Source organism: Azospirillum canadense, assembly GCF_025961225.1.
Lineage (GTDB): Bacteria > Pseudomonadota > Alphaproteobacteria > Azospirillales > Azospirillaceae > Azospirillum > Azospirillum canadense.
Genome location: NZ_JAOQNG010000001.1, coordinates 2,412,860 through 2,434,690 on the forward strand (window position 1 = coordinate 2,412,860; position 21,831 = coordinate 2,434,690).

20 protein-coding genes and 2 tRNA genes are annotated in these 21,831 nt (G+C 66.8%); 11 read left to right on the forward strand and 11 right to left on the reverse strand.

The window, feature by feature from the left end; translation table 11 throughout:
- Positions 1–72: 72 nt before the first annotated feature.
- Positions 73–2,766 carry a pyruvate, phosphate dikinase gene (gene ppdK, locus M2351_RS11505; protein WP_264656867.1) on the reverse strand — a complete coding sequence of 898 codons (2,694 nt, stop codon included), beginning with the start codon at positions 2,764–2,766 and terminating at the stop codon, positions 73–75.
- A 669-nt stretch (positions 2,767–3,435) separates the two neighbouring features.
- Here ppdK and M2351_RS11510 point away from each other — a divergent pair.
- Complete coding sequence (locus M2351_RS11510; RefSeq protein ID WP_264656200.1) at positions 3,436–4,704, forward strand: esterase/lipase family protein; 1,269 nt, start codon at positions 3,436–3,438, stop codon at positions 4,702–4,704.
- 61 nt (positions 4,705–4,765) lie between these two features.
- On the opposite strand, the gene M2351_RS11515 is transcribed toward M2351_RS11510, so the two are convergent.
- From M2351_RS11515 to M2351_RS11540, 6 genes are all read right to left on the reverse strand, one after another.
- Positions 4,766–5,644 (reverse strand): DUF2189 domain-containing protein, encoded by an 879-nt coding sequence (locus tag M2351_RS11515; protein ID WP_264656201.1) that lies wholly within the window; start codon positions 5,642–5,644, stop codon positions 4,766–4,768.
- Between the two features lie 232 nt (positions 5,645–5,876).
- Positions 5,877–6,143 (reverse strand): type II toxin-antitoxin system HicB family antitoxin, encoded by a 267-nt coding sequence (locus tag M2351_RS11520; RefSeq protein ID WP_264656202.1) that lies wholly within the window; start codon positions 6,141–6,143, stop codon positions 5,877–5,879.
- 539 nt (positions 6,144–6,682) lie between these two features.
- Positions 6,683–8,770, reverse strand: a complete 2,088-nt coding sequence (gene glyS, locus M2351_RS11525; RefSeq protein WP_264656203.1) for a glycine--tRNA ligase subunit beta — start codon at positions 8,768–8,770, stop codon at positions 6,683–6,685.
- A gap of 1 nt (position 8,771) precedes the next feature.
- Complete coding sequence (locus M2351_RS11530) at positions 8,772–9,659, reverse strand: glycine--tRNA ligase subunit alpha (RefSeq protein ID WP_264656204.1); 888 nt, start codon at positions 9,657–9,659, stop codon at positions 8,772–8,774.
- Between the two features lie 89 nt (positions 9,660–9,748).
- Positions 9,749–10,042: a hypothetical protein gene (locus M2351_RS11535; protein WP_264656205.1), complete on the reverse strand. Its 294-nt coding sequence runs from the start codon at positions 10,040–10,042 to the stop codon at positions 9,749–9,751.
- A gap of 78 nt (positions 10,043–10,120) precedes the next feature.
- The gene (locus tag M2351_RS11540; protein WP_264656206.1) at positions 10,121–10,918 is read right to left on the reverse strand and encodes a sulfite exporter TauE/SafE family protein; all 798 of its coding nucleotides are present in this window, start codon (positions 10,916–10,918) and stop codon (positions 10,121–10,123) included.
- Positions 10,919–11,005: 87 nt separating this feature from the next.
- Here M2351_RS11540 and M2351_RS11545 point away from each other — a divergent pair, with 87 nt between their 5' ends.
- Positions 11,006–11,269 (forward strand): type II toxin-antitoxin system HicB family antitoxin, encoded by a 264-nt coding sequence (locus M2351_RS11545; protein ID WP_264656207.1) that lies wholly within the window; start codon positions 11,006–11,008, stop codon positions 11,267–11,269.
- A gap of 114 nt (positions 11,270–11,383) precedes the next feature.
- Here the strand turns inward: M2351_RS11545 and M2351_RS11550 are convergent, their stop codons facing one another.
- From M2351_RS11550 to M2351_RS11560, 3 genes are all read right to left on the reverse strand, one after another.
- On the reverse strand, positions 11,384–12,241 hold the full coding sequence (locus M2351_RS11550) for a S49 family peptidase (protein WP_319801880.1): 858 nt from the start codon (positions 12,239–12,241) through the stop codon (positions 11,384–11,386).
- 38 nt (positions 12,242–12,279) lie between these two features.
- Positions 12,280–13,014 carry a tRNA1(Val) (adenine(37)-N6)-methyltransferase gene (locus tag M2351_RS11555; protein WP_264656209.1) on the reverse strand — a complete coding sequence of 245 codons (735 nt, stop codon included), beginning with the start codon at positions 13,012–13,014 and terminating at the stop codon, positions 12,280–12,282.
- A gap of 183 nt (positions 13,015–13,197) precedes the next feature.
- Positions 13,198–13,413 carry a putative signal transducing protein gene (locus tag M2351_RS11560; protein ID WP_264656210.1) on the reverse strand — a complete coding sequence of 72 codons (216 nt, stop codon included), beginning with the start codon at positions 13,411–13,413 and terminating at the stop codon, positions 13,198–13,200.
- A 99-nt stretch (positions 13,414–13,512) separates the two neighbouring features.
- Here M2351_RS11560 and M2351_RS11565 point away from each other — a divergent pair, with 99 nt between their 5' ends.
- The 4 genes from M2351_RS11565 (at position 13,513) to M2351_RS11580 (ending at position 15,472) form a co-directional block, all read left to right on the forward strand.
- Positions 13,513–14,529 (forward strand): polyprenyl synthetase family protein, encoded by a 1,017-nt coding sequence (locus tag M2351_RS11565; protein WP_264656211.1) that lies wholly within the window; start codon positions 13,513–13,515, stop codon positions 14,527–14,529.
- Positions 14,530–14,638: 109 nt separating this feature from the next.
- A tRNA-Pro gene (locus M2351_RS11570) sits at positions 14,639–14,715 on the forward strand.
- A 170-nt stretch (positions 14,716–14,885) separates the two neighbouring features.
- A tRNA-Pro gene (locus M2351_RS11575) sits at positions 14,886–14,962 on the forward strand.
- 117 nt (positions 14,963–15,079) lie between these two features.
- Positions 15,080–15,472 (forward strand): hypothetical protein, encoded by a 393-nt coding sequence (locus M2351_RS11580; protein WP_264656868.1) that lies wholly within the window; start codon positions 15,080–15,082, stop codon positions 15,470–15,472.
- A gap of 12 nt (positions 15,473–15,484) precedes the next feature.
- Here M2351_RS11580 and M2351_RS11585 read toward each other — a convergent pair whose 3' ends face one another.
- Entirely contained in the window at positions 15,485–15,874 is a 390-nt protein-coding gene (locus M2351_RS11585; RefSeq protein ID WP_264656212.1) for a carboxymuconolactone decarboxylase family protein, read from the reverse strand.
- A 399-nt stretch (positions 15,875–16,273) separates the two neighbouring features.
- Here M2351_RS11585 and M2351_RS11590 point away from each other — a divergent pair, with 399 nt between their 5' ends.
- The 5 genes from M2351_RS11590 to M2351_RS11610 all read left to right on the forward strand — a co-directional run bounded on the left by M2351_RS11590 (position 16,274) and on the right by M2351_RS11610 (position 21,801).
- Positions 16,274–16,582, forward strand: coding sequence for a hypothetical protein (locus M2351_RS11590; RefSeq protein ID WP_264656213.1), 309 nt, complete (start codon positions 16,274–16,276; stop codon positions 16,580–16,582).
- Between the two features lie 129 nt (positions 16,583–16,711).
- Positions 16,712–17,284: a hypothetical protein gene (locus M2351_RS11595; protein ID WP_264656214.1), complete on the forward strand. Its 573-nt coding sequence runs from the start codon at positions 16,712–16,714 to the stop codon at positions 17,282–17,284.
- Positions 17,285–17,446: 162 nt separating this feature from the next.
- Positions 17,447–18,559 (forward strand): cytochrome c3 family protein, encoded by a 1,113-nt coding sequence (locus M2351_RS11600; protein WP_264656215.1) that lies wholly within the window; start codon positions 17,447–17,449, stop codon positions 18,557–18,559.
- An 8-nt stretch (positions 18,560–18,567) separates the two neighbouring features.
- Positions 18,568–21,120, forward strand: a complete 2,553-nt coding sequence (locus M2351_RS11605) for a molybdopterin-containing oxidoreductase family protein (RefSeq protein ID WP_264656216.1) — start codon at positions 18,568–18,570, stop codon at positions 21,118–21,120.
- 15 nt (positions 21,121–21,135) lie between these two features.
- On the forward strand, positions 21,136–21,801 hold the full coding sequence (locus M2351_RS11610; protein WP_264656217.1) for a 4Fe-4S dicluster domain-containing protein: 666 nt from the start codon (positions 21,136–21,138) through the stop codon (positions 21,799–21,801).
- Positions 21,802–21,831: the final 30 nt, after the last annotated feature.

A 21,831-nucleotide genomic window follows, 5' to 3' on the forward strand; every position in this document is an offset into this window, starting at 1 on the left:
CCTCGCTTCGTGCACAAAAGGCAGTCCAAAAAGACGAAGGCCCCCGGATAGGGGGCCTTCGCTCTCGTCAGGTCAGTCGCGCTTGACCGTGTCGGCGGCCAGAGCCGCCTGGGCAGCGGCCAGACGCGCGATCGGCACGCGGTAGGGTGAGCAGGACACGTAGTCGAGCCCGACCTTCTCGCAGAAGGAGATGGAGGCCGGGTCGCCGCCATGCTCGCCGCAGATGCCGAGCTTGATGTTCGGGCGGACCTTGCGGCCGCGCTCCGTGGCGATGGCGATCAGCTCGCCCACGCCATCCTGGTCCAGCGTCTGGAACGGGTCGTGCTCCAGAATGCCCTGGCGCTGGTACTCCGGCAGGAAGGCGCCGGCGTCGTCGCGCGACAGGCCGAAGGTGGTCTGGGTCAGGTCGTTCGTGCCGTAGGAGAAGAACTCCGCCGACTCGGCGATCTCACCGGCCTTCAGGGCGGCGCGCGGCAGCTCGATCATGGTGCCGACCATGTATTCGAACGTCACTCCCGTCGACTCCATCACCTCCTTGGCGACGCGGTCGACGACGTCCTTGAGGATGTCCAGCTCCTTCTTGGTGCCGATGAGCGGGATCATGACCTCCGGCATCACCGTCTCGCCCGTGGTCTTGCAGACGTCGGCGACCGCGCTGAAGATGGCGCGGGCCTGCATCTCGTAGATCTCGGGGTAGGTGATGCCAAGGCGGCAGCCGCGGTGGCCGAGCATCGGGTTCGCCTCGTGCAGCTGAACCACGCGGTGGTTCACCCGCAGCAGGTCGGTGCCGGTGGCCTTGGCGACCTCTTCCATCTCCGCGTCGGTGTTCGGCAGGAACTCGTGCAGCGGCGGGTCGAGCAGGCGGATGGTGACCGGCAGGCCGGACATGATCGTGAACAGCTCGACGAAGTCCTTCTTCTGGAAGGGCTCCAGCTTCGCCAGGGCGGCGCGGCGGCCGGCCTCGTTCTCCGCCAGGATCATCTCGCGCACCGCCAGGATGCGGTCCGGGTCGAAGAACATGTGCTCGGTGCGCGACAGGCCGATGCCCTCCGCGCCGAACTTCCGCGCGGTGCGGGCGTCGAGCGGCGTCTCCGCGTTGGTGCGGATCTTCATGCGGCGGATCCCGTCGGCCCAGCCCATCAGCGTGGCGAAGTCACCCGACAGTTCCGGCTGGATGGTCGGGACCTCGCCCAGCATCACCTCGCCGGTCGAGCCGTCGATGGTGAGGATGTCGCCTTCCTTCACGGTCAGGCCACGGACCATCATGATCTTCGACTTGTAGTCGATGCGCAGGTCGCCGGCGCCCGACACGCAGGCGCGGCCCATGCCGCGGGCCACGACGGCCGCGTGGCTGGTCATGCCGCCGCGGGTGGTCAGGATGCCGCGGGCCGCGTGCATGCCGTGGATGTCTTCCGGCGAGGTCTCGATGCGGCAGAGGATGACCGCCTCACCCTGGCCGGCCTGGGTCTCCGCCTCGTCGGCGGTGAAGACGACCTTGCCCGAGGCCGCACCCGGCGACGCCGGCAGGCCCTTGGCGATGACCTTGCGGTCAGCCTTGGGGTCGAGCGTCGGGTGGAGCAGCTGGTCGAGCGAGGCCGGGTCGATGCGGCGCACGGCTTCGGCTTGGTCGATCAGACCTTCGTTGGCCAGATCCACGGCGATCTTCAGCGCGGCCGGGGCCGTGCGCTTGCCGTTGCGGGTCTGCAGCATGAACAGCTTGTTCTGCTGGACCGTGAACTCGATGTCCTGCATGTCGCGGTAGTGCTTCTCCAGCTTGAGGCGGACCTCGTTCAGCTGGTTGAAGACCTCCGGCATGACCTCTTCCATGGCGGGGAGGTCGGACTTGTTGGCCTCCTTGCCGGCGATGGTCAGGTGCTGCGGCGTGCGGATGCCGGCCACCACGTCCTCGCCCTGGGCGTTGACGAGATACTCACCGTAGAAGGCGTTCTCGCCGGTGGACGGGTTGCGGGTGAAGGCCACGCCGGTGGCGCAGTCGTTGCCCATGTTGCCGAACACCATGCACTGCACGTTGACCGCGGTGCCCCAGCTGGCCGGGATGTCGTGCAGCTTGCGGTAGGTGATGGCGCGGGCGTTCATCCAGGAGCCGAACACGGCGCCGACGGCGCCCCACAGCTGCTCCTGCACGTCCTGCGGGAAGGGCTTGCCGAGTTCATGCTCGACCGCCTTCTTGTAGTCCTCGATGACCGCCTGCCAGTCCTCGGCCGACAGGTCGGTGTCGAGGTTGTGGCTCTTGTCGCGCTTGTGGTTGTCCAGGATCTCTTCAAAGTGGTGGTGGTCAACGTCCAGCACCACGTTGGAGTACATCTGGATGAAGCGGCGGTAGCTGTCGTACGCGAATCGGGCATCGCCCGAGCGCTTGGCCAAGCCGGCGGCCGTCGCGTCGTTCAGGCCGAGGTTCAGCACCGTGTCCATCATGCCCGGCATGGAGGCGCGGGCGCCGGAGCGCACCGACACCAGCAGCGGGTTGGCCGGGTCGCCGAAGCTGGCGTCCATGGCCTGCTCCAGCCGCTTCACCGCCGTTTCCACCTGGGCCTTCAGCTCCGGCGGATAGTTGCGGCCGTTGGCATAGAAGTACGTGCAGACCTCTGTGGTGATGGTGAAGCCCGGAGGAACCGGAAGTCCCAGGTTGGCCATTTCGGCCAGATTGGCACCCTTACCGCCGAGCAGGTTCTTCATTTCCGCACGGCCTTCGGTGGCACCGGCCCCGAAGCTGTAGACCCACTTGCTGTCGCCCTGGCTCGCCATCGTGAAATCCTCGTTCACCTCTATGGTCGTCCGGCCGTCGGCTGCGCGCCTCGCCGATGGACGCGTGTCCATCTGGTATGACCGCGCAACCGCATCCGATGGTGACCTTCTATCTCCCCGCGGAAGGAGAACACAAGACGATCCGTTGCATAACGTGAACGCGGCGGTGCGCATCCGTTCTGTATAACACGGAATCCGATGTATTAACCCTGATGGGGAGGACCTGCCGAATTCGCTGGGCGCGCTTGGGCGGATCGGGCGCGGTCGCGCCTTTGCGCGCGGCGGCATCGTGACGGATTTGTGTTCGCCGCCAGTGGGTTGGCAAATTTTGTTTGTTTTCGAATGCTGGGCGGGGGATGGGGATGCCCCGGCACAGCCACCATCCAACCGGCCAACGGCGGCGCGGATCGGCCGGCCGTTTTCATGTCCCCACGGGCGGCGACCGGCTCGAACCGCGCGGTGATGACATTCCCGGCCGCCACCCATTCGGCGCCGGAGCCGAGCATTCCGGGTGCAATTCACCGCCTCAGAAACCACTGAGACGCTTGGTACATAGATATGCACTCATCAGTCGCATTTGATCTGTGTTTGTCACCTTTCGTCATTTGAACGTGATAAATTGCTTCTGTATAGAATATCTCGCAAATAATACTACAATCGGAGGCTTCAATGTCGGGAACCGCGACGGTCATCGTTTTCGTTCCGGGTACGACCGCGTCGGAACTGTACGACGGCACCACGAACGTGTGGCCGAACGTCATGAACAGCGATGACACCATCGCCCAGAAGCTGGAGTACGCCTACGACGTGCTGAACGTCGGCAACCTGTCCGTCGGAAACGTCGTCTCCTCCTACTCGCTGTCGAGCACGGAGCAGGTCCCGTGCTATGGCAGCCTGCTCACCTACCTGACGACCGCGTCGAATTTCCAAAGCGGCACGGCCTTCACCACCTTCACCTACAACACGGCGGTGCAGACCAACAGCACGCCGGTGCCGGTGTCCAACCTGCTGTTCTACATGGTCCCCTATGACTGGCGTCAGGACAACATGGCCTCGGCGAACTGGCTGTCCGGCGCGATCGCGTACCTGGACGCCGCCTACAAGGCGCAGGACCAAGCCTACAACCTCTACCTGGTCGGCCACAGCATGGGCGGGCTGGTTTGCCGCGGCATGCTGGAGTCCGGCATCGTCTCGTCCTCGACGAGCTGGTGGAGCAACCTGCAGTCGCTGACCACGCTGGCCACGCCGCACCTCGGCGCGCCGCTGGCCCTGTCGGCGATCCTGGGGACGCTGGCCGACGCCATGCCCCTGCCCTGGTACGCCAAGCTGTTCGTGAACTGGTTCCTGCAGGAGGCCGTGAACAGCAAGGGCTTCCCGTCCACCTACGAGCTGCTGCCGCCGGATCTGACCAGCCCGAACCAGCAACTGTTCGTGCAGGGCACCGGGGACAACGCCACGAAGCAGTACGACATCTATGACACCAGCGAGACGGTCTTCCAGGCCGTGCTGGCGCTGAAGGGCCTCAAGACCGGCGTGCTGGCCGAGGCGAAGACCTTCTTCGGCAACCTGAACTACACCGCCAAGCCGCCCAAGCCTTACTATTGCTTCGCCGGCATCGATCTGGCGACCTGCGCCGACAGCGGGTCCGACTATGCCTTCACCTTCAACGGCATCGACACGATCACGGCGCAGACCACCCAGAACAGCGGCGACAGCGTGGTTCCGGAGACCAGCGCCAGCTTCGCCACCAACGCGGCGAACGTGGCGGTGACGACCTTCAGCGGCTACAACCACGGCTACATGGGCGGCAGCGACATGACGGACCACCCGAACGCCATCATCACCATGCTGGCGCTGGCCGGCGTGAAGGTGGTGTCGACCACCGAAGCGGTGGCGCAGGCCGCCGTGGAGAGCCCCGTCCAGGAAGTCTTCGCCTGATCTTTTCCCCTGACCGGGGGGGTTGGGAAGGGCATGATCCATGCCCTTCCCGCACGCCCCGTCAGTCCGGCACCAGGCGGCGGTATAGGTGCCAGGTGCCGTGCCCCAGCACCGGCATGACGATGGCGAGGCCGACGAAGGCCGGGATCGAGCCGAGAATCAGGGCGCCGACGACGATCAGCCCCCACAGCGCCATTGGCTCCGGGTTCTTCAGGGTGGCGCGGACCGAGGTGCGGATGGCCGTCGTCACGCCGACGCGGCGGTCGAGCAGCAATGGGAAACTGACCACGCTGATCGCCAGCACCACGGCCGCAAACAGGAAACCGACCCCGCAGCCAAGGATGATCATCGCCCAGCCTGCGCGGGTGGTGACGGTCTGGTCGAGGAAGGCGCCGAACGTGTCGGGTGCTCCGGACGCTGCGAAGGCCGGCCCGATCGTCGCCATGTAGATCAGCTGCGCCGCGACCAGCCAGAGCAGGAAGATCGCGGTCAGGATCAGCCCCATCACCAGCACCGCGCCGAAAGCCGGCGAGGCCGCCACCCCGAAGGCGTCGGCCCAGCTGACGGCGATGCCCTGCTCCCGCCGCCGGCTCATCTCGTAGAGGCCAATCGCCGCGAAGGGGCCGATCAGCGCGAAGCCAGAGGCCAGCGGGAACAGCAGGTGCAGCGCGTCGCCGTTGAACACCGCGACCGCCAGCACGAGGCCGACGACCGGGTAGATCAGGCACAGGAAGAAGACGTCGGTGCGATAGGCCGCGAAGTCCTGGAGCCCCTTCGCCAGCGCGTCGCGCAGGTCGGCCGTGCGGATGCGGCGCACCGTGGGCTCGTAGGCGCTGCGGTCCTCGCCGGTCGGGGAGACGGCGTGGCTCGCCTCGGCCACGGCGTGCGACCAGACTTTGAAATGGGCTGCTCCCCACTCAGCCGGGTTTCGGATGGTCATGCTCGTTCCTCCCGAACAGTTCGTCCGAGGGGTCGCGCGCCTGTGTTCCTGGTTCGCTTGCTGTGGCCGGTCGCTTCAGTCCGGCGATCGGTCACGGAACCGCCGCGACCCGCCATGGGAGAGAGCATACAAATTCAAATAGGAAATGAGCAAAAAAATAAGGGTATGGCAACATCCAAAATCCCAATTCGCCACGCTTGCAAAGCGCACGATCATCTGCTTGGCAAAGCAACTACCAAAGCGCCGCCAACTCAGCTGCAGCTTCACAGCCAAGCTCGATATCCACGTCTATTAACATTTGACCACGGGCAGGTCGTGAAGGACGAGGTATTTTTAAATTCATTTCTTTTCTGAACTCCAATGCCGTGTTCAGACATTTCCGCGCGAGCACATCAATCTCGCTTTGAAGCCGGCACGCGACCGACGCTTCCGGAAAATCCGGAAAAGTGATGGAGTAGCCCGTTTCGACCTCTTCTACGATTGCAGGATATTTTACCATGGTCAGATCCCCATCTTCTTAGCAGAAACACAATTCTTTAGAGCATTAAACAGGGAAGGACTACGATCGCAGAACTTCCAAATTTCAGCGTCGATTTGAGAATCTGTTAACCGAGCATGGTCGCCGGCCATAAACACGGAAAACCTCGAATCATCCACATAAATTATATTTGCACCATGAGAACGCTTCAGACGAACTCGCTCTGCGCCGAAAACACGCCGGAGGCAACCCAACAGGAGGTTGACAAATTCAGCCGCAAGAGGTTTATCAAATTGTGCAGTAAGCAAAACAAGCTCCTGTCAATATAGAAGCACCATTCTTCTTCGCTGATAATCCTTACAACAGAGCGATGACGTTTGCCATATGCAATTGGGGACAATCCGCGCTAATGTGGCGCACCGAAAGAAAATTCATACAATTGAATGTAATGCGAACCTTTATCCCATGAAAAAGCCCCCTGTACAGCAGCACATTACTGTACAGGGGGCTTTTTATAGTCTTTCTGTTGAAACTATCACAATGCAGTGAAGCCGAGGCGATTACCCCTCGATGCGCGAGAAATCCGCCACGGCGTTCAGCGTGGCGCGGATCTGGCTCAGCAGGCGCAGGCGGTTGGCGCGTAGGTCGGCCTGCTCGGCGTTCACCGTCACCTTGTCGAAGAAGGCGTCCACCGGGCCGCGCAGGCGGGCAAGAGCACCCATGGTTCCGGTGAAGTCCTCCTGCGCCAGGAGCGGCTTGGCGGTCGCCGCGGCGTCGGTCAGGGCGCCGTAGAGGTCCTTCTCTTCCGCCAGGGTCAGCAGGGCCGGGTCGACCGGCTGGTCGTAGGACTTGCCGTCCTTCTTCTCCTCGATGCGGACGATGTTGCTGGCGCGCTTGTAGGCGGCCAGCAGGTTCGCTCCCTCCTCGGAGCCGACGAAGGCCTGGAGCGCCTTCACGCGGGCGAGCAGGCGGACAAGATCGTCCTCACCGCCGAGAGCGAACACCGCGTCGATCAGGTCGTGGCGCACGCCCTGGTCGCGCAGCGTGACCTTCAGGCGGTCGGCGAAGAAGGCCATGAGGTCCGAGGCCACCGAGTCGGCCGCGGCGAAGCCGCCGACGCTGTAGGCACCGTGGGCGGCCTTGAACACCTGCGTCAGGTTCAGGCGCAGGCCGTTCTCAAGGATCAGCCGGATGATGCCCAGCGCGGCGCGGCGGAGCGCGTAGGGGTCCTTGGAGCCCGTGGGCTTCTCGTCGATGGCGAAGAAGCCGACCAGCGTGTCGAGCTTGTCGGCCAGCGCCACGGCGACCGACACCGGGGCTTTCGGGCACGTGTCCGAGGGGCCGAGCGGCTTGTAGTGCTCCGCGATGGCTTCGGCGACCACCGGGTTCTCGCCCTCGCCCAGGGCGTAGTAGCGGCCCATGATGCCCTGGACCTCGGGGAACTCGCCGACCACCTCGGTCACGAGGTCCGCCTTGGACAGCAGGGCGGCGCGGGTCGCCGCGTCGGCGTCGGCGCCGATGGCGCGGGCGATCTCCGCCGCCAGGATCTGCACGCGGGTGACCTTCTCCGCCACCGTGCCGAGCTTGGCGTGGAAGGTGATGGCGGCCAGCCGGGGAACGCGCTCCTCCAGCTTGGTCTTGCGGTCCTGGTCCCAGAAGAACTTGGCGTCGGACAGGCGGGCGCGCAGAACGCGCTCGTTGCCGGCGACGATGGCCCGGCCAGCGTCCGCCGTCTGGGTGTTGGCGACCACGACGAAGCGCGGCGCCATCTTTCCGGCCTTGTCCAGCACCGCGAAATACTTCTGGTGCGTGCGCATGGAGGTGATCAGCACCTCCGACGGCACGTCCATGAACTTTTCGTCGATGGAGCCGACCAGCGCGACCGGCCATTCGACGAGGCCGGCGACCTCCTCCAGCAGCCCGTCGTCGGGCGACAGGGTCAGGCCCTCCTTGGCGGCGAGCGCCTCGGCGTCGGCCTTGATCTTGGCCTTGCGCTCCTCACGGTCCAGCACGACGTGGGCGGCGCGCAGCTTCGCCTTGTAATCGGCGAAATCGCTGACGGTGAAGGCGTCCGGCGACAGGAAGCGGTGGCCGCGGGTGCTGTTGCCGAACACCAGCTTGCCCTGGTTGCCGCCGAGGTCGAAGGACCCCTCCAGCACCGTGCCGCCGAACAGCGCGATGATGGAGTGCAGCGGGCGCACCCAGCGCACCGTGCCGGTGCCCCAGCGCATGGACTTCGGCCAGGGGAAGTCGGCCATGACGGCCGGGATGATCTCCGCCAGCACCTCCGCGGTGGGGCGGCCCTTCTTCTCCGCCACGGCGAAGTAGAAGACGCCCTTGCCGGTGTCGCGCTGCTCGCACTGGTCGAGGCTGGTAAGGCCGGCCGACTTCAGGAAGCCGGCGACCGCCTGCTCCGGCGAGCCGACGCGCGGGCCCTTCTTCTCCTCGCGGACGTCGGCCGTGCGCTCGGCCAGGCCGTCGAGGACGAGGGTGAGGCGGCGGGGGGTGGAGTGGGCCTCGGCAGCGGAGAAGGACAGGCCGTTGGCGGCCAGCTTCTCGGTGACGAGTCGCTTGAGGTCGTCCGCCGCACGCGCTTGCATGCGAGCCGGGATTTCCTCGGAAAAGAATTCGATCAGAAGTTCGGGCATGTTACTTGGCCCCCCCGGCGGTCCAAGCCTCGCAGCAGGCCTTCGCCAGCGCGCGCACGCGGCCGATGTAGGCGGCGCGCTCCACGACGCTGATGACGCCGCGCGCGTCCAGCAGGTTGAAGAGGTGCGACGCCTTGATGCACTGGTCGTAGGCCGGCAGGGACACCCCCTTGGCGATCAGCGACTGGCACTCGGCCTCGGCGTCCTTGAAATGCTGGAGCAGCATCTCGGTGTTGGCGTGTTCGAAATTGTGCGCCGAATACTCGATCTCGGCGCGCTTGAAGACGTCGCCGTACTTTACGCCCTGCCCGTTGAAGTCCAGGTCGTAGACGTTCTCCACGCCCTGCACATACATGGCCAGCCGTTCCAGCCCATAGGTCAGCTCCACCGCGACGGGGTCGCACTCGATGCCGCCGACCTGCTGGAAGTAGGTGTACTGGGTGACCTCCATGCCGTCGCACCAGACCTCCCAGCCCAGGCCCCAGGCGCCGAGAGTCGGGCTCTCCCAGTCGTCCTCGACGAAGCGGATGTCGTGGAGCGACGGGTCGATGCCCAGCACCTTCAAGCTTTGCAGGTAGAGGTCCTGCGCGTTGGCCGGCGAGGGCTTCAGGATCACCTGATACTGGTAATAGTGCTGCAGCCGGTTCGGGTTCTCGCCGTAGCGGCCGTCCTTCGGCCGGCGGGAGGGCTGCACATAGGCCGCCTTCCAGGGTTGCGGACCGAGCGCCCGCAGGGTCGTCGCCGGATGGAAGGTGCCCGCACCCACCTCCATGTCGTAGGGCTGCAGGATCACGCAGCCCTGCTCCGACCAGAACTGGTGGAGCTTGAGGATCAGGGCCTGAAAGGACAGGCCGCGGCTGTCTTGGGAAGACCCGCTCTGGGAGGCCATCGGCGGTCACTTATGATTGGTGTGGAAAAACGCGCCGCACGATACGCGGCGGTATTCCGGGAATCAAGCGCCCGCCGGGGTTTAAAGCCTCAGCGCCCGTAGGGACAGCCTGGGCGGCCGCAGGACACGGCGGAACGCGGGGCGACGTAGGCGCCGCATTCCGGGCACTTCTCCATGTCCTCGGTCATTGCCCCGCCGGTCGATTGCGGGGCGCGGGGGTTGGCCCCAGGGGAGGAGGAGCCGAACGGGCCGCCGCTGCGGCGCTGCTCGCGTTCGCGCAGGCGCTCGCGCCCAACCTCGCCGACGCGGTTGAACCAGCGCCAGCCGAACCACACCGCGCCGATCACCAGCGCCAGGAACAGGAGCTTCGAAAGACTGAACATGGCGCCAGGATTAGGGGGTGCGGGGGTGCGTGGTCAAGGCTGCCCTTCGGTCAGCCCCCAGCAATCATCCCAAGGCAATCAGCCAAGCGCGATTTTCAACGCAAGCGGCACCAGGACGACGGCGAAGCCCTTCTTCAGCAGGCCTGCCGGGACGCGGGAGGCGAGCCGGGCGCCGAAGGGGGCGGCGAGGACGCTGGCGGCGCTGATCTCCAGGAAGGCCAGCAGGTGCAGGTAGCCGAACTGGCCCGGCAGGTGGACGCCCTCGCGCAGGCCGAGGCCGGTGTAGAGGATGGCGCCCAGCACGGTGACCGGCAGGCCGATGGCGGTGGAGGTGGCGACCGCCCGCGTCATCGGGTGGCCGCGCCCGCTGAGGAAGGGCACCATCAGCACGCCGCCGCCGGCCCCGATGAAGCTGCCGGCCACGCCGATCAGCGCCCCGCCCAGCCGGTAGGCGGTGGGCGGCACGTCGGTTGGGGACGTGGCGCCGGGCTTCGGCGGTTGGGCGCGCAGCATGCGCCAGGCGGTGTAGAGCAGGAAGGCGCCGACCACCGCGCGCAGGGCCTGTCCAGGCAGGTGCGTGGCGACGGCGCTGCCCAGCGCGACTCCGAGCAGGCTCGCCAGGACAGTCGTGCGGAAGACCCGCCAGTCGATGTTGCCCAATCGGTGGTGGGACAGGACGGACGACACCGAGGTCACGGCCACCACCGCCATGGAGGTCGCCAGCGCCGTCAGCGGCGCGTCGGGGGCCGGCACGCCGAGCCAGGGCAGGACCAGCGTCAACAGAGGGACCGCCACCAGCGCCGTTCCGACCCCCAGCATACCCAGGAGCAGTCCGCCGGCCGCTCCACCGGCCAGAAAGATAAAGGCGCTGAGCATTCCGGGGTCCCGTCGAAATAGGTCTTGTCGCGCGGCGGAAAGCCGGCACTTTATGAAAGAAAACCGAGAAAGAGGAGACGAAATCCAATGAACACCGCTCGGGACGCCAACCAGGACGCCAATTGGGACGCCAGCGCCTATCCGGTCATCGTCCGTCCGCTGGCCCCCGAACAGGGCGTCGGCTACACGGCCGAGGTGCCCGACCTGCCCGGCTGCACCGCCGGCGGCACCACCCCGGCCGAGGCCACCGCCGCCGCGCGCGACGCGATCATCGCCTGGATCGCCGAGGCCCAACGCACCGGCCAGCAAGTCCCGCCCCCGTCCGAACGCCTGCGCGAGGTGACGCAATAGGCCTGCGCCCGTAGGTTGGGTGGAGCGCAGCGCACCCCAACATCGTCGGCATGGCGGCGTGTGTTGGGTTGCGGCTGCGGCTGCGGCTCCATCCAACCTACGAAATTTGCGGCGTTACAGACCGTAGCGTGACCACAGGGAGCGTTCCTCCACGGCGGCGAGCGCCGCGGCGGGAAGTTGCGTGGCCAGCTGGTCGGGGAGCGACTCGACGCGGAAGCCGATGCGGCGGAACCAGCGGCGGTCCTCCTGCACCACGCGCAGGCGCAGCTTCTCGCCGAAACGGCCACGCAGGATCGTGCGAAGGTCGCCAATTCCGTCGATCAGGCCAAGCTCCAGCGCCCGGCGGCCCGCCCAGAAGGCGCCGGAGAACAGCTCCTCCTCCGAACCGGCAAGGCGGGCACCGCGGCGGGTGCGGACCATCGCCTTGAAGGCGTCGTGGATCTCCGCCTGAATCGCCTTCAGGTGCGCCACCCCGTCCTCGCGTTCCGGCGAGAAGGGGTCGAGCAGGACCTTCTTGTCGCCCGCCGTGTGGACCCGCCGCTCAATGCCGTGGCGTTGAATGAACTCGTGCGCGCCGAAGCTGGAGGACACCACGCCGATGGACCCGACGATCGAGCTTTCGTCGGCCCAGATCTCGTCCGCCGCACAGGCCAGCCAATAGCCGCCGGACGCCGCCGCGTCCTCGCAGAAGGCGAAGACGGGCACGTTCTTCTCCGTCGCCAAGTCGCGGATGCGCTTGGCGATCAGGGCCGACTGCACGGGCGAGCCGCCCGGTGAGTTGACGACCAGCGCCACCGCCGCCTGTTTCTTGACCGCGAAGGCGCGCTCGATCAGCCCGGCCATGCCGGCGAGCGTCAAGCCCTGGCGCAGCGGGCCAACCTGGCCGATGACGCCGGACAGGCGGAGGACGGACACGATCGGCCCGGCGTCGCGCCAGGGGCCGAAAGGAAGTTTGGCGAGGAGGTCATGCATGCTCATCGCCGGTTGAAATGGTGACGCTGACGGCAGAGTTAAAGCGCCAGCGGCAGCATGTCGCGGAGGATGCGTTGCGCGGCGGCGGTGTAGGACCCGTCCGCATCATGCAGAACCAGGCCGGCGGTGAAGCGGGCCGGTGCGCGGCCGCCCTTGCGCGCCGACAGCAGGATGCGCCGGGCATCCTCACCGGGCTTAGGCCACAGGGGCACGAGGATCAGGGAACCGAATCGGGCGCCATGCAGGGCGGCCAGGATCTCGTCCAGCCGATCGGCGCGGTGCACCAGGGTCAGCGCCCCACCCGGCTTCAGCATGGCGGAGGCGAAGCGCAGCCAGTCCGCCAGCCCCGCCTCCCCCTCCACGTTCGCCGCGGCCTTCCAGGGATCGGGCGGCGGGCTGGCTGCCCCGGCGCGCAGGTAGGGCGGGTTCATCATCACCCGGTCGAAGCCGCCGGGCGCGAGGTCCGGCGGCGGGGCCAGCAGGTCGCCGTCCATGACGGTGACGCGGCCAGCCGCATTGAGGGCAACATTGCACCGGGCGAACTCGGCGGCCTCCGCGCGCTTTTCCAGCCCGACGATGACAGCGCCGGGAACCCGCGCGGCGAGGCACAGCGCGGCGGCGCCGGTGCCGGTGCCGACGTCGAGCACGCGGTCGCCGGCAACGGCGGCGGTGAAGGCGGCGAGCAGAACGGGGTCGATGGCGGCGCGGTAGCCGGATTCCGGCTGGATCAGGCGGACGCGGCCGTCCAGAAGGGTGTCGATGGGCTCGGTCATGGCATCGCGTCGGGAGTGGAGGTCAACCACAGAGACACGGAGACACAGAGAGCTTTATTGAAAACACGCTGCCTGCCTCGTAGATGCAGAAAGACGAACACTCGACCGGAACACACTCTGTGTCTCCGTGCCTCTGTGGTGAGTCGCATTCGTCTCTACCACCACTCCAACTTACCGCCATCCTCACACCCCCAACTCTTCGCCAGCGTCGCGCAAAAGGCGGCAGGCCTGGGCGTGGTCGTCTTCCGGGACCATCAGGCGGCGCGGGATCGCGCCGATGGATCCCTCCAGGATGCTGGTGTGGGTGTCGAGCACGACGGCCTCGATTCCGGCGTCGGCCAGCAGCGCCAGAAGCCAGCTGAGGCGGACCGGATCGGTGGTGCGCAGAAGTTCCTTCATCACATCTCGACATTGCGGCGCCCTGCGGACTTGACCGAAGAGGCTATGCCGTTATGCTCCCTGCCGGAAATCGTCACGTCAATCATATTGGAGTCGACCTTGGCGGTCGTGACCAACCTCGAGCCGAAACGGCGCAAGTCTAACCCGCTCGACGATTTGACCGCCCTGGTGGCCAACGACCTGAGCGCGGTCAACGACATCATCGTCGCGCGGATGCACTCGTCCGTGGAGCTGATCCCGCAGCTGGCCGGCTACATCATCGCGGCCGGCGGCAAGCGCCTGCGCCCCGTGCTCACCCTCGCCGCCGCGGAGCTGTGCGGCTACAAGGGCGACGACCACAAAATGCTGGCCGCGGTGGTGGAGTTCATCCACACCGCCACGCTGCTGCACGACGACGTGGTCGACGAAAGCGACCTGCGGCGCGGGCTGGCCTCGGCCAACGCGGTGTTCGGGAACAAGGCCAGCGTGCTGGTCGGTGACTTCCTGTTCTCCCGCGCCTTCGAGCTGATGGTCGAGGTCGGGTCGCTGGACGTGCTGCGCATCCTGTCCAAGGCGTCGGCCGTCATCGCCGAGGGCGAGGTGCTGCAGCTGCGCACCACCAACGACACGGAAACCAGCGAGCAGGCCTACCTGGAGGTCATCAAGGCCAAGACGGCCGAGCTGTTCGCCGCCGCCTGCCGCGTCGGCGCCGTGGTCGCCAAGCGGCCGCAGGCGGAGGAGCTGGCGCTCTACGACTACGGCATGAACCTGGGCATCGCCTTCCAGCTGGTCGACGACGTGCTGGACTACTCCGCCAAGCAGGCGAAGCTGGGCAAGACCGTCGGCGACGACTTCCGCGAGGGCAAGATCACCCTGCCCGTCGTGCTGGCCTTCCGCCGCGGCAACGACGAGGAGCGGGCCTTCTGGCGCCGCACCATGGAGGATCTGGACCAGCAGGACGGCGACATGGAGCGCGCGCAGGAGCTGATGGTCCGGCACAACGCGCTGAAGGACACGGTGGAGCGCGCCCGCCATTACGGCGCCATCGCCCGCGACTCGCTGGGCCTGTTCGCCGACAGCCCGGTGAAGCACGCCCTTCTGGACGTGCTGGACTTCGTCATCGAGCGGGATTTCTAAGCGCACTCACTTTTTCGGGTCGGGGGGCGATTTTGGCGTTGCGCCCCCCGGTTCCAGCGGCTATATACGCGGCCCACGGCGACGCTGGCGACGGCGCCGCCGACAGGAACGGAGAGTAGCTCAGCCTGGTAGAGCACTGCTTTCGGGAGGCAGGGGCCGGAGGTTCGAATCCTCTCTCTCCGACCAACACGGCAAAGGGCCGGTACGGAAACGTACCGGCCCTTTCGCATTCCGGGGGTTCGCTCCTCCTCGGAAAAAAACATTCGTCGTCCATCGCTTATGGCGTTGCAGAGTGCGGGCAAAGGGGCTATACACCCGCCCCACGGCGACGCTGGCGACGGCGCCGCCGACAGGAACGGAGAGTAGCTCAGCCTGGTAGAGCACTGCTTTCGGGAGGCAGGGGCCGGAGGTTCGAATCCTCTCTCTCCGACCAACACGGCAAAGGGCCGGTACGGAAACGTGCCGGCCCTTTCGCTTTTGAACCATTCCCTCCACGGCCCTGTTGACGTTGGCAAGGACGCGAACGACCGAGGAGGGAACCGTGGAAGAGATGATCAGCAGCCGTCCGCACGGGGCTGGCGGGCCGTACGGGACCGACGTCGAGCCGAGCCGCGTGAGGGTCCCGCAGGCGTTGCGCGACGAACTCCTGGAAGCCGGCTTCCGCCCGCGCGACACCGGCGACGGCATGGCCTGGAACCGGCGGGACGGCGACGGCACCCACGTGATGATCTCCGCCAACGGCGCCTTGTCCGGCGACCCGCACCGCGGGGAATGGACGGCCGGGCGCTACGGCGACACGGGCGGATTCATTGAGGTGACCGGGTTGACGCTGCGCGCCGCACTGGACGCCGTTGCCATCCTGCCCCGTCCGGTGCGGGTGGACGGGTCGCTGGCCGAAGCCATATACCCGTCACTGGAGGAGGCGATGAGCGATTTCGCCTGAGCCTGGATTTTCTTACTTAAGCGCCTCATCAATCTCCACCTGATAGCCGTTGGCGAGGCGGTTGGTCTCGTTGGCCATGCCGATCACGGCCATCAACTCGCCGAACTGGGCATCCGTCATGCCCGCCCTGCGCGCCGCCGCTTCGTGCGAGCGGATGCAGTAGGCGCAGCCGTTGGTGACGCTGACCGCCACGAAGATCATCTCCTTCACCAGCGGATCGAGCGCGCCCGGCCCCATCACCTCCTTCAGGCTCTCCCAGGTCCGCTTCAGGGTTTCCGGGTGGTGAGCCACCATCTTCCAGAAGTTGTTCACGTCCGGAACGTTGCGGGTTGCCTTGATGTCGTCGAAGACGGCGCGGACCTCGGGGGCGGCGTCGGCCGCATCGATGGGCTTCAGGGGCATGGCGGGTGACTCCTGCGTCTCACGGATGGTTGATGCTGCGACATTTTCGCCGTTTCCGGGCGCGCCGGCCACAGGCGAATGGCCGCGCCACCGCCCAAGGGGTGCGACAGAGTCCGTGGAAATTACAGTTTCTTCAGGTGGTTAAACTGCGGCACGGCGATGCGCAGGGGGGCCAGCGCGCGGGCGATGCGCGGGGTTGATCAAGGATTGCTGCAATGCAAACGGCGATTGCGGGGCGTTGACCGAAATGGATCCCCGGTGGTAATAACCGGACAAATGCTGCGGTCATAAATGTCGGGGAAGCCCCCGAACAATAAGAAGACTAAGCAACTGTCACCGGTCGAGGAAACCATGCACAAAGCGGCACTCCGGGGCGCTTTAATACTGGCGCATGTCTTGTTGGCGCAGACGGTCCTGGTGCAAGCCGGGCCGGCCTTGGCGGCCGACACGTCGGCCAACACGGCGGCGAACGACGCCGCGCAGGCGCCGACCTTCGTCGCAGGCACCGTCCCATCGGTGCGCCGGACCGACGCGCCCACCCTGGCCGCCGTCGCGAAGGACGCCCGCTGGTACCAGAAGGCGCTGTCCGGCGTGGACTCGCCCTACCCCACCAGCCTGAAATTCCTGGACGACCAGGGCAACTGGTACACGCCCTTCACGCAACCCGGAATGACCGGGCGCTACGACCTGCGGCGCTGGCACCGCTGAGGCGGTTGCCGCACCCGCCCCTCGGTGGGGCCGCCCGCCCAATCAGAACGACAAAGCGACATCACCCAATCCGAGCCGGCGGACCCCGGCCCGGAAACGCCACAACACACCCCAATGGAGGAATCCCCAATGAAAGCAACGATGAAGAAGACCCTGCGCACCGCCCTGATCGCCGCCGCCCTCGTCGGCGGACTCGCCACCACCTCCGCCGCCGTCGCCCAGGGCATGAGCGGCATGTCGGGGATGGGTGGAATGTCCGGCATGGGCGGGATGAGCGGCATGTCCGGCATGGGTGGCATGTCCGGCATGGGTGGAATGTCCGGCATGGGCGGGATGAGCGGCATGTCCGGTATGGGCGGAATGTCCGGTATGGGCGGAATGTCCGGTATGGGCGGAATGTCCGGCATGGGTGGGATGAGCGGCATGTCCGGCATGGGTGGGATGAGCGGCATGGGCGGGATGAGCGGCATGTCCGGCATGGGCGGAATGTCCGGCATGGGCGGGATGAGCGGCATGTCCGGCATGGGTGGAATGTCCGGCATGGGTGGAATGTCCGGCATGGGCGGGATGAGCGGCATGTCCGGCATGGGTGGAATGTCCGGCATGGGCGGGATGAGCGGTATGTCCGGTATGGGCGGAATGTCCGGTATGGGCGGAATGTCCGGCATGGGCGGGATGAGCGGCATGCAGGCTAAGCCGTAATCCGACACGCGGGGAGATGGCGCGCCGGGGGCTTGGGAGGGCTCCGGCGCGCCGCTCCCGTCGGGAATTCGTCAGGAAAGGCCGGGCGGACGCCCGGCCGGGACCCCGAACCGCCGAAGGGCCGGCCGCATGACGTCCAACCATCCAAAAAGCGATCAACCCGTGAAGGCCATCCACCCGGTGGTCTATTTCCTGGGTTTCTTCCTGGTCTTCGGGCTCGTCCAGTTGGCCTTCCCCGCGAAGAAGGTCGACCAGCCGGTCAAGGCCCCCGCGCAGGCGGCGGCCCAGGCGGACAGCGCCCAAGCCACCAAGCCGGCGCCCACACCGGTGTCGCCGACCGCGCAATTGCTGCTGGAGGCGGCGCGCGCCGTTCCCGCGGCCCCGCCGAAGCCGGACCCGCAGCCTCTGGTGGCCAAGGCTCCGGCCCCCGTCGCGGCGCCCGCACCAGCCCCAGCCGCCCAGCCCGCCCCAGCGCCGGAAGCGGCCAAGGCGCCGCCCGCCCCCGCCTTTCCCAAGGCGGTGCTGAGCGCGTCGGGCGAGCCGGACTACGGCAAGGCGCTGTGGAACCCGCTGCATTTCAAGCCGGCCATCGACACCGCCACCAACGAGCAGTGCCTCGCCTGCCATCAGGAGGTGCTGGAGCCGAGCGTGCGCGCCGCCTCCCCCGCCGGGGTAAAGTCCGCGGACGCGCAGGCCTGGTACCAGACGCTGGACACCTACATCGGCGCGCAGGACAGCTTCCATCGCCGGCACCTCAGCACGCCCATGGCGGAGCGGCTGATGAACCTGCAATGCACCTTCTGCCACCAGGGCTCCAACCCGCGGGAGGAGGCTCCGGTCCCCCCAACGCCGACCAATGCCGGCTACACGCTGCGCAAGCAGGTGAACCCGGAAACGACCTGCCTCGCCTGCCACGGCCAGTTCCCCTGGCAGAACATGGAAGGCCTGCCCGGCCCCTGGCACGAGGCGCGCGAGAACTTCGAATCAGCGGACGCGCCCAACGGCTGCCTGTCCTGCCACAACCCGGAAGGCGGCTTCCGCACCGAGCGGCACAAGGTCAGCTACCTGAAGGCCGAGGCGATCGAGCAGGCGGCCACCGAGAACGCCGACACCTGCTACGGCTGCCATGGTGGGCGCGCCTGGTACCGGATCAGCTTCCCCTACCCGCGCCACCCCTGGCCCGGGATGCCGGAGGACACGCCCGACTGGGCGAAGGCCCGCCCGGCCAACTCCGACCCGCGCTACGCCCTCCAAAATCCTGGGCCTAATAAATGAGAGGCGAGATGGACGCGAAAACGATCCTGGGGAACGCGCTGAACGTCTCGCGGCGCGACGTCCTGCAGGGGGCCGCGGGCACGGCCGCCACGGCCGCCGCCGGGGCCAGCCTGTTCCGCGCGGTGGAGCCGCGGGAGGCCAAGGCCTTCGCCTACAGCCCCTACCCCACCGACGACGAGCTGGTCACCGTGCCGACCAGCTGCGCCCACAACTGCGGCAGCCGCCACATGCTGGTGGCGCACAAGAAAGGCGACGTGATCGTCCGCCTGTCCACCGACGACGGGCGCTACCAGGGGCCGCAGGGCGGCTTCGGCTATGACACGGAGGAGATGCCGCAGCTGCGCGCCTGCCTGCGTGGCCGCTCCTACCGGTCGCGGCTTTATTCGGCGGAACGGCTGCTCTACCCGATGATCCGCGTCGGCGAACGCGGCGAGGGCAAGTTCAAGCGCGCCTCCTGGGACGCCGCGCTGGACTTCATCGCCGGCAAGATGCAGGACCTGAAGCAGAAATACGGCCCGCACGCCCTGCTCGACCAGAGCTACGCCGGCGCTTCCTATGGCGTCTTGCACAAGTCCGACCAGATCGAGGGGCTGCTCGGACGCTTCCTCGGCATGTACGGCTGCCGGACGTCGAGCTGGTCGGTGCCCTCCTACCAGGCGACCACCTTCTCCAGCCGCATGACCTTCGGCACCATCGAGGATGGGAACGAGGACGACACCTTCGCCCATTCCAAGCTGATCATCATGTGGGGCTGGAACCCGGCCTACACCTTCCACGGCGGCAACACCTTCTACTACATGCGCTTGGCCAAGCAGCGCGGCTGCCGCTTCGTGCTGATCGACCCGCAATATTCGGACAGCGCGTCGGCCTATGATGCCTGGTGGATACCGATCCGGCCGGCGACGGACGCCGCCATGATGGCCGGCATGGCCTTCCACATCTTCACGAACGGCTTGCAGGACCAGGACTTCATCAACCGCTTCACGCAGGGCATGGACCCCGGCACCATGCCGCAGTGGGCGCAGGGGCAGGAGAGCTTCAAGGACTACATCCTGGGCACCCGTGACGGGCAGCCGAAGACGCCGGAATGGGCCAGCGCCATCTGCGGCGTGCCGGCCACCGACATCGTGAAGCTGGCCGACCTCTACGCCCGCACCAAGCCCGCCGCGCTGAAGGCCAGCTGGGCGCCCGGCCGCAATTCCAACGGCGAGCAGTACAACCGCATGGCCGCGGCCCTCCAGGCGATGACCGGCAACATCGGCAAGCTGGGCGGCTGCGCCGAGGGCGTGGGCAAGGCCTGGCACGCGGAGGGCATCGCCTACCCCTACGACGAGTTCTCCAACGTCTGGTACGCCTCCATCAAGTCGGACCGCTGGGCGCATCTGGTCCTGAACTACCCGAACCTGAAACGGGAGGAGATCGGGCTCTGGCCCCGGTCGGACAACCTGGACGGGGTGATCCCCAACGTGCGGGGCATCTTCTGGCAGGGGTCCAACTGGTTCAACCAGCTGCCCAACATCAACAAGCAGATCGAGGCCATGAAGAAGCTGGACCTCGTCGTCTGCAACGACGCCACCATCACGCCGTCCGGGCTTTACGCGGACGTGCTGTTCCCGGTGGCGACCCATTTCGAGCGGCACGACGTGGCGCTGCCCTGGTACAAGGGCCACTACTACATCCACCGCCCGAAGGTCATCCAGCCGCTCGGCGAATCGAAGACCGACTTCCAGATCTACACGGAGCTGGCCCACCGGCTGGGCTTCGGCGAGCGCTACAACCCCCGCGCCAGCCGCGAATACTTCCATTACGACGACGCGGTGGACGAAGCCTACCTGAGCGCCTGGTGGGAGAAGGTGCAACACCACCAGGGCGCCGACATCAGCTGGGAGGAGTTCAAGGCGCGCGGCACCTACAAATTCAAACTGCCGCGCCTGCACGTCGCCTTCCAGGACCAGATCGAGAAGGGCGTGCCCTTCCAGACCCCCAGCGGCAAAATCGAGATCCTGTCCACCCAGCTGGCCCAGGTGACCGACTGGACCCGCACGGCCTGGGGCCACCCCATCCCGGCGATCCCCAAGTGGACGGAGCCCTTCGAGAGCCTGAACCACACGGAAAAGCGGGCGGAGCACCCGTTCCACCTGATCACGCCGCACGCGCGCTGGCGCACCCATTCGATCTTCAACAACATCCCCTGGCTGCGCGAGACCTACGAGCAGGAGGTCACCATCAACGCGGCCGATGCTGCGACGCTGGGGATCAAGACCGGCGACACGGTGGAGGTCTACAACGCCCGCGGCCGCATGGTGCTGCCGGCCTATGTGACTGAGCGCGTGATGCCCGGCGTGGTGGTGGTGCACGAGGGCGCCTGGCTGGACCTGGACGGCGACGGGGTGGACCGCGCCGGCAACCCGGACGTGCTGACGCTGGACGAGCCGAGCCCGGCCGGCGGCTTCGCCTACAACACCATCCTGGTGAACCTGCGCAAGACCGACCTGAACCACCGGCCCGGCTGGGACCAGCTCGCCACCTCGCGGGCGCACGTCTTCCGCCGCAGCACGTAAGGGGGGCCGACCATCATGGAAGAAGAGAAGAAGGCCCGCGTCCAGGTGGCCGTCGCCGCGCGCAAGCGCAAGGGCTACACGCCGGTGACGCCGGACATGCAGCTGGGCTTCGTCCACAACAACGTGGACTGCATCGGCTGCCGCGCCTGCGAGATCGCCTGCAAGGACAAGAACGGCCTGCCGCCGGGGCCGCGCTTCCGCCGCGTGATGTATGTGGAGGGTGGGAAGTTCCCGGAGGTGTTCGCCTACAAGGTGAACATGTCCTGCAACCACTGCGCGGAGCCGGCCTGCCTGCCGACCTGCCCCACGGGCGCGATCTTCAAGCGGACGAAGGACGGCATCGTCGACATCGACAGCAGCCTGTGCATCGGCTGCCGCCGCTGCGAGGCCGCCTGCCCCTTCGGCGCGCCGCAGTTCGACCCGATCAGCAACACCGTCATGAAGTGCAACCTGTGCGTCGACGAAATCGACGCCGGGCGCAAGCCCTACTGCGTCATGGGCTGCATGATGCGCGTGCTGGACGTCGGCCCGATCGACAAGATCCGCGACGGGTCCTACGCCACGAAGGCTGTGGGACCGGGCGAGCGGGTGGTTCGGCAGGTGCGCAACATGGCGAACCCGGAGCTGACCAACCCGTCGATCGCGTTCGTCGCGCATCCGAAGGGGAAGGTCGAAGGGTGACACATACCCTCTCCCAGCCCCGCTGGGAGA

Coding starts and splice junctions, on each gene's coding strand:
- ppdK (WP_264656867.1), bottom strand. CDS start 2,766: ATGGCGAGCCAGGGCGACAGCAAGTGGGTCTACAGCTTCGGGGCCGGT.
- M2351_RS11510 (WP_264656200.1), top strand. CDS start 3,436: ATGTCGGGAACCGCGACGGTCATCGTTTTCGTTCCGGGTACGACCGCG.
- M2351_RS11515 (WP_264656201.1), bottom strand. CDS start 5,644: ATGACCATCCGAAACCCGGCTGAGTGGGGAGCAGCCCATTTCAAAGTC.
- M2351_RS11520 (WP_264656202.1), bottom strand. CDS start 6,143: ATGGTAAAATATCCTGCAATCGTAGAAGAGGTCGAAACGGGCTACTCC.
- glyS (WP_264656203.1), bottom strand. CDS start 8,770: ATGCCCGAACTTCTGATCGAATTCTTTTCCGAGGAAATCCCGGCTCGC.
- M2351_RS11530 (WP_264656204.1), bottom strand. CDS start 9,659: ATGGCCTCCCAGAGCGGGTCTTCCCAAGACAGCCGCGGCCTGTCCTTT.
- M2351_RS11535 (WP_264656205.1), bottom strand. CDS start 10,042: ATGTTCAGTCTTTCGAAGCTCCTGTTCCTGGCGCTGGTGATCGGCGCG.
- M2351_RS11540 (WP_264656206.1), bottom strand. CDS start 10,918: ATGCTCAGCGCCTTTATCTTTCTGGCCGGTGGAGCGGCCGGCGGACTG.
- M2351_RS11545 (WP_264656207.1), top strand. CDS start 11,006: ATGAACACCGCTCGGGACGCCAACCAGGACGCCAATTGGGACGCCAGC.
- M2351_RS11550 (WP_319801880.1), bottom strand. CDS start 12,241: ATGCATGACCTCCTCGCCAAACTTCCTTTCGGCCCCTGGCGCGACGCC.
- M2351_RS11555 (WP_264656209.1), bottom strand. CDS start 13,014: ATGACCGAGCCCATCGACACCCTTCTGGACGGCCGCGTCCGCCTGATC.
- M2351_RS11560 (WP_264656210.1), bottom strand. CDS start 13,413: ATGAAGGAACTTCTGCGCACCACCGATCCGGTCCGCCTCAGCTGGCTT.
- M2351_RS11580 (WP_264656868.1), top strand. CDS start 15,080: ATGATCAGCAGCCGTCCGCACGGGGCTGGCGGGCCGTACGGGACCGAC.
- M2351_RS11585 (WP_264656212.1), bottom strand. CDS start 15,874: ATGCCCCTGAAGCCCATCGATGCGGCCGACGCCGCCCCCGAGGTCCGC.
- M2351_RS11595 (WP_264656214.1), top strand. CDS start 16,712: ATGAAAGCAACGATGAAGAAGACCCTGCGCACCGCCCTGATCGCCGCC.
- M2351_RS11605 (WP_264656216.1), top strand. CDS start 18,568: ATGGACGCGAAAACGATCCTGGGGAACGCGCTGAACGTCTCGCGGCGC.
- M2351_RS11610 (WP_264656217.1), top strand. CDS start 21,136: ATGGAAGAAGAGAAGAAGGCCCGCGTCCAGGTGGCCGTCGCCGCGCGC.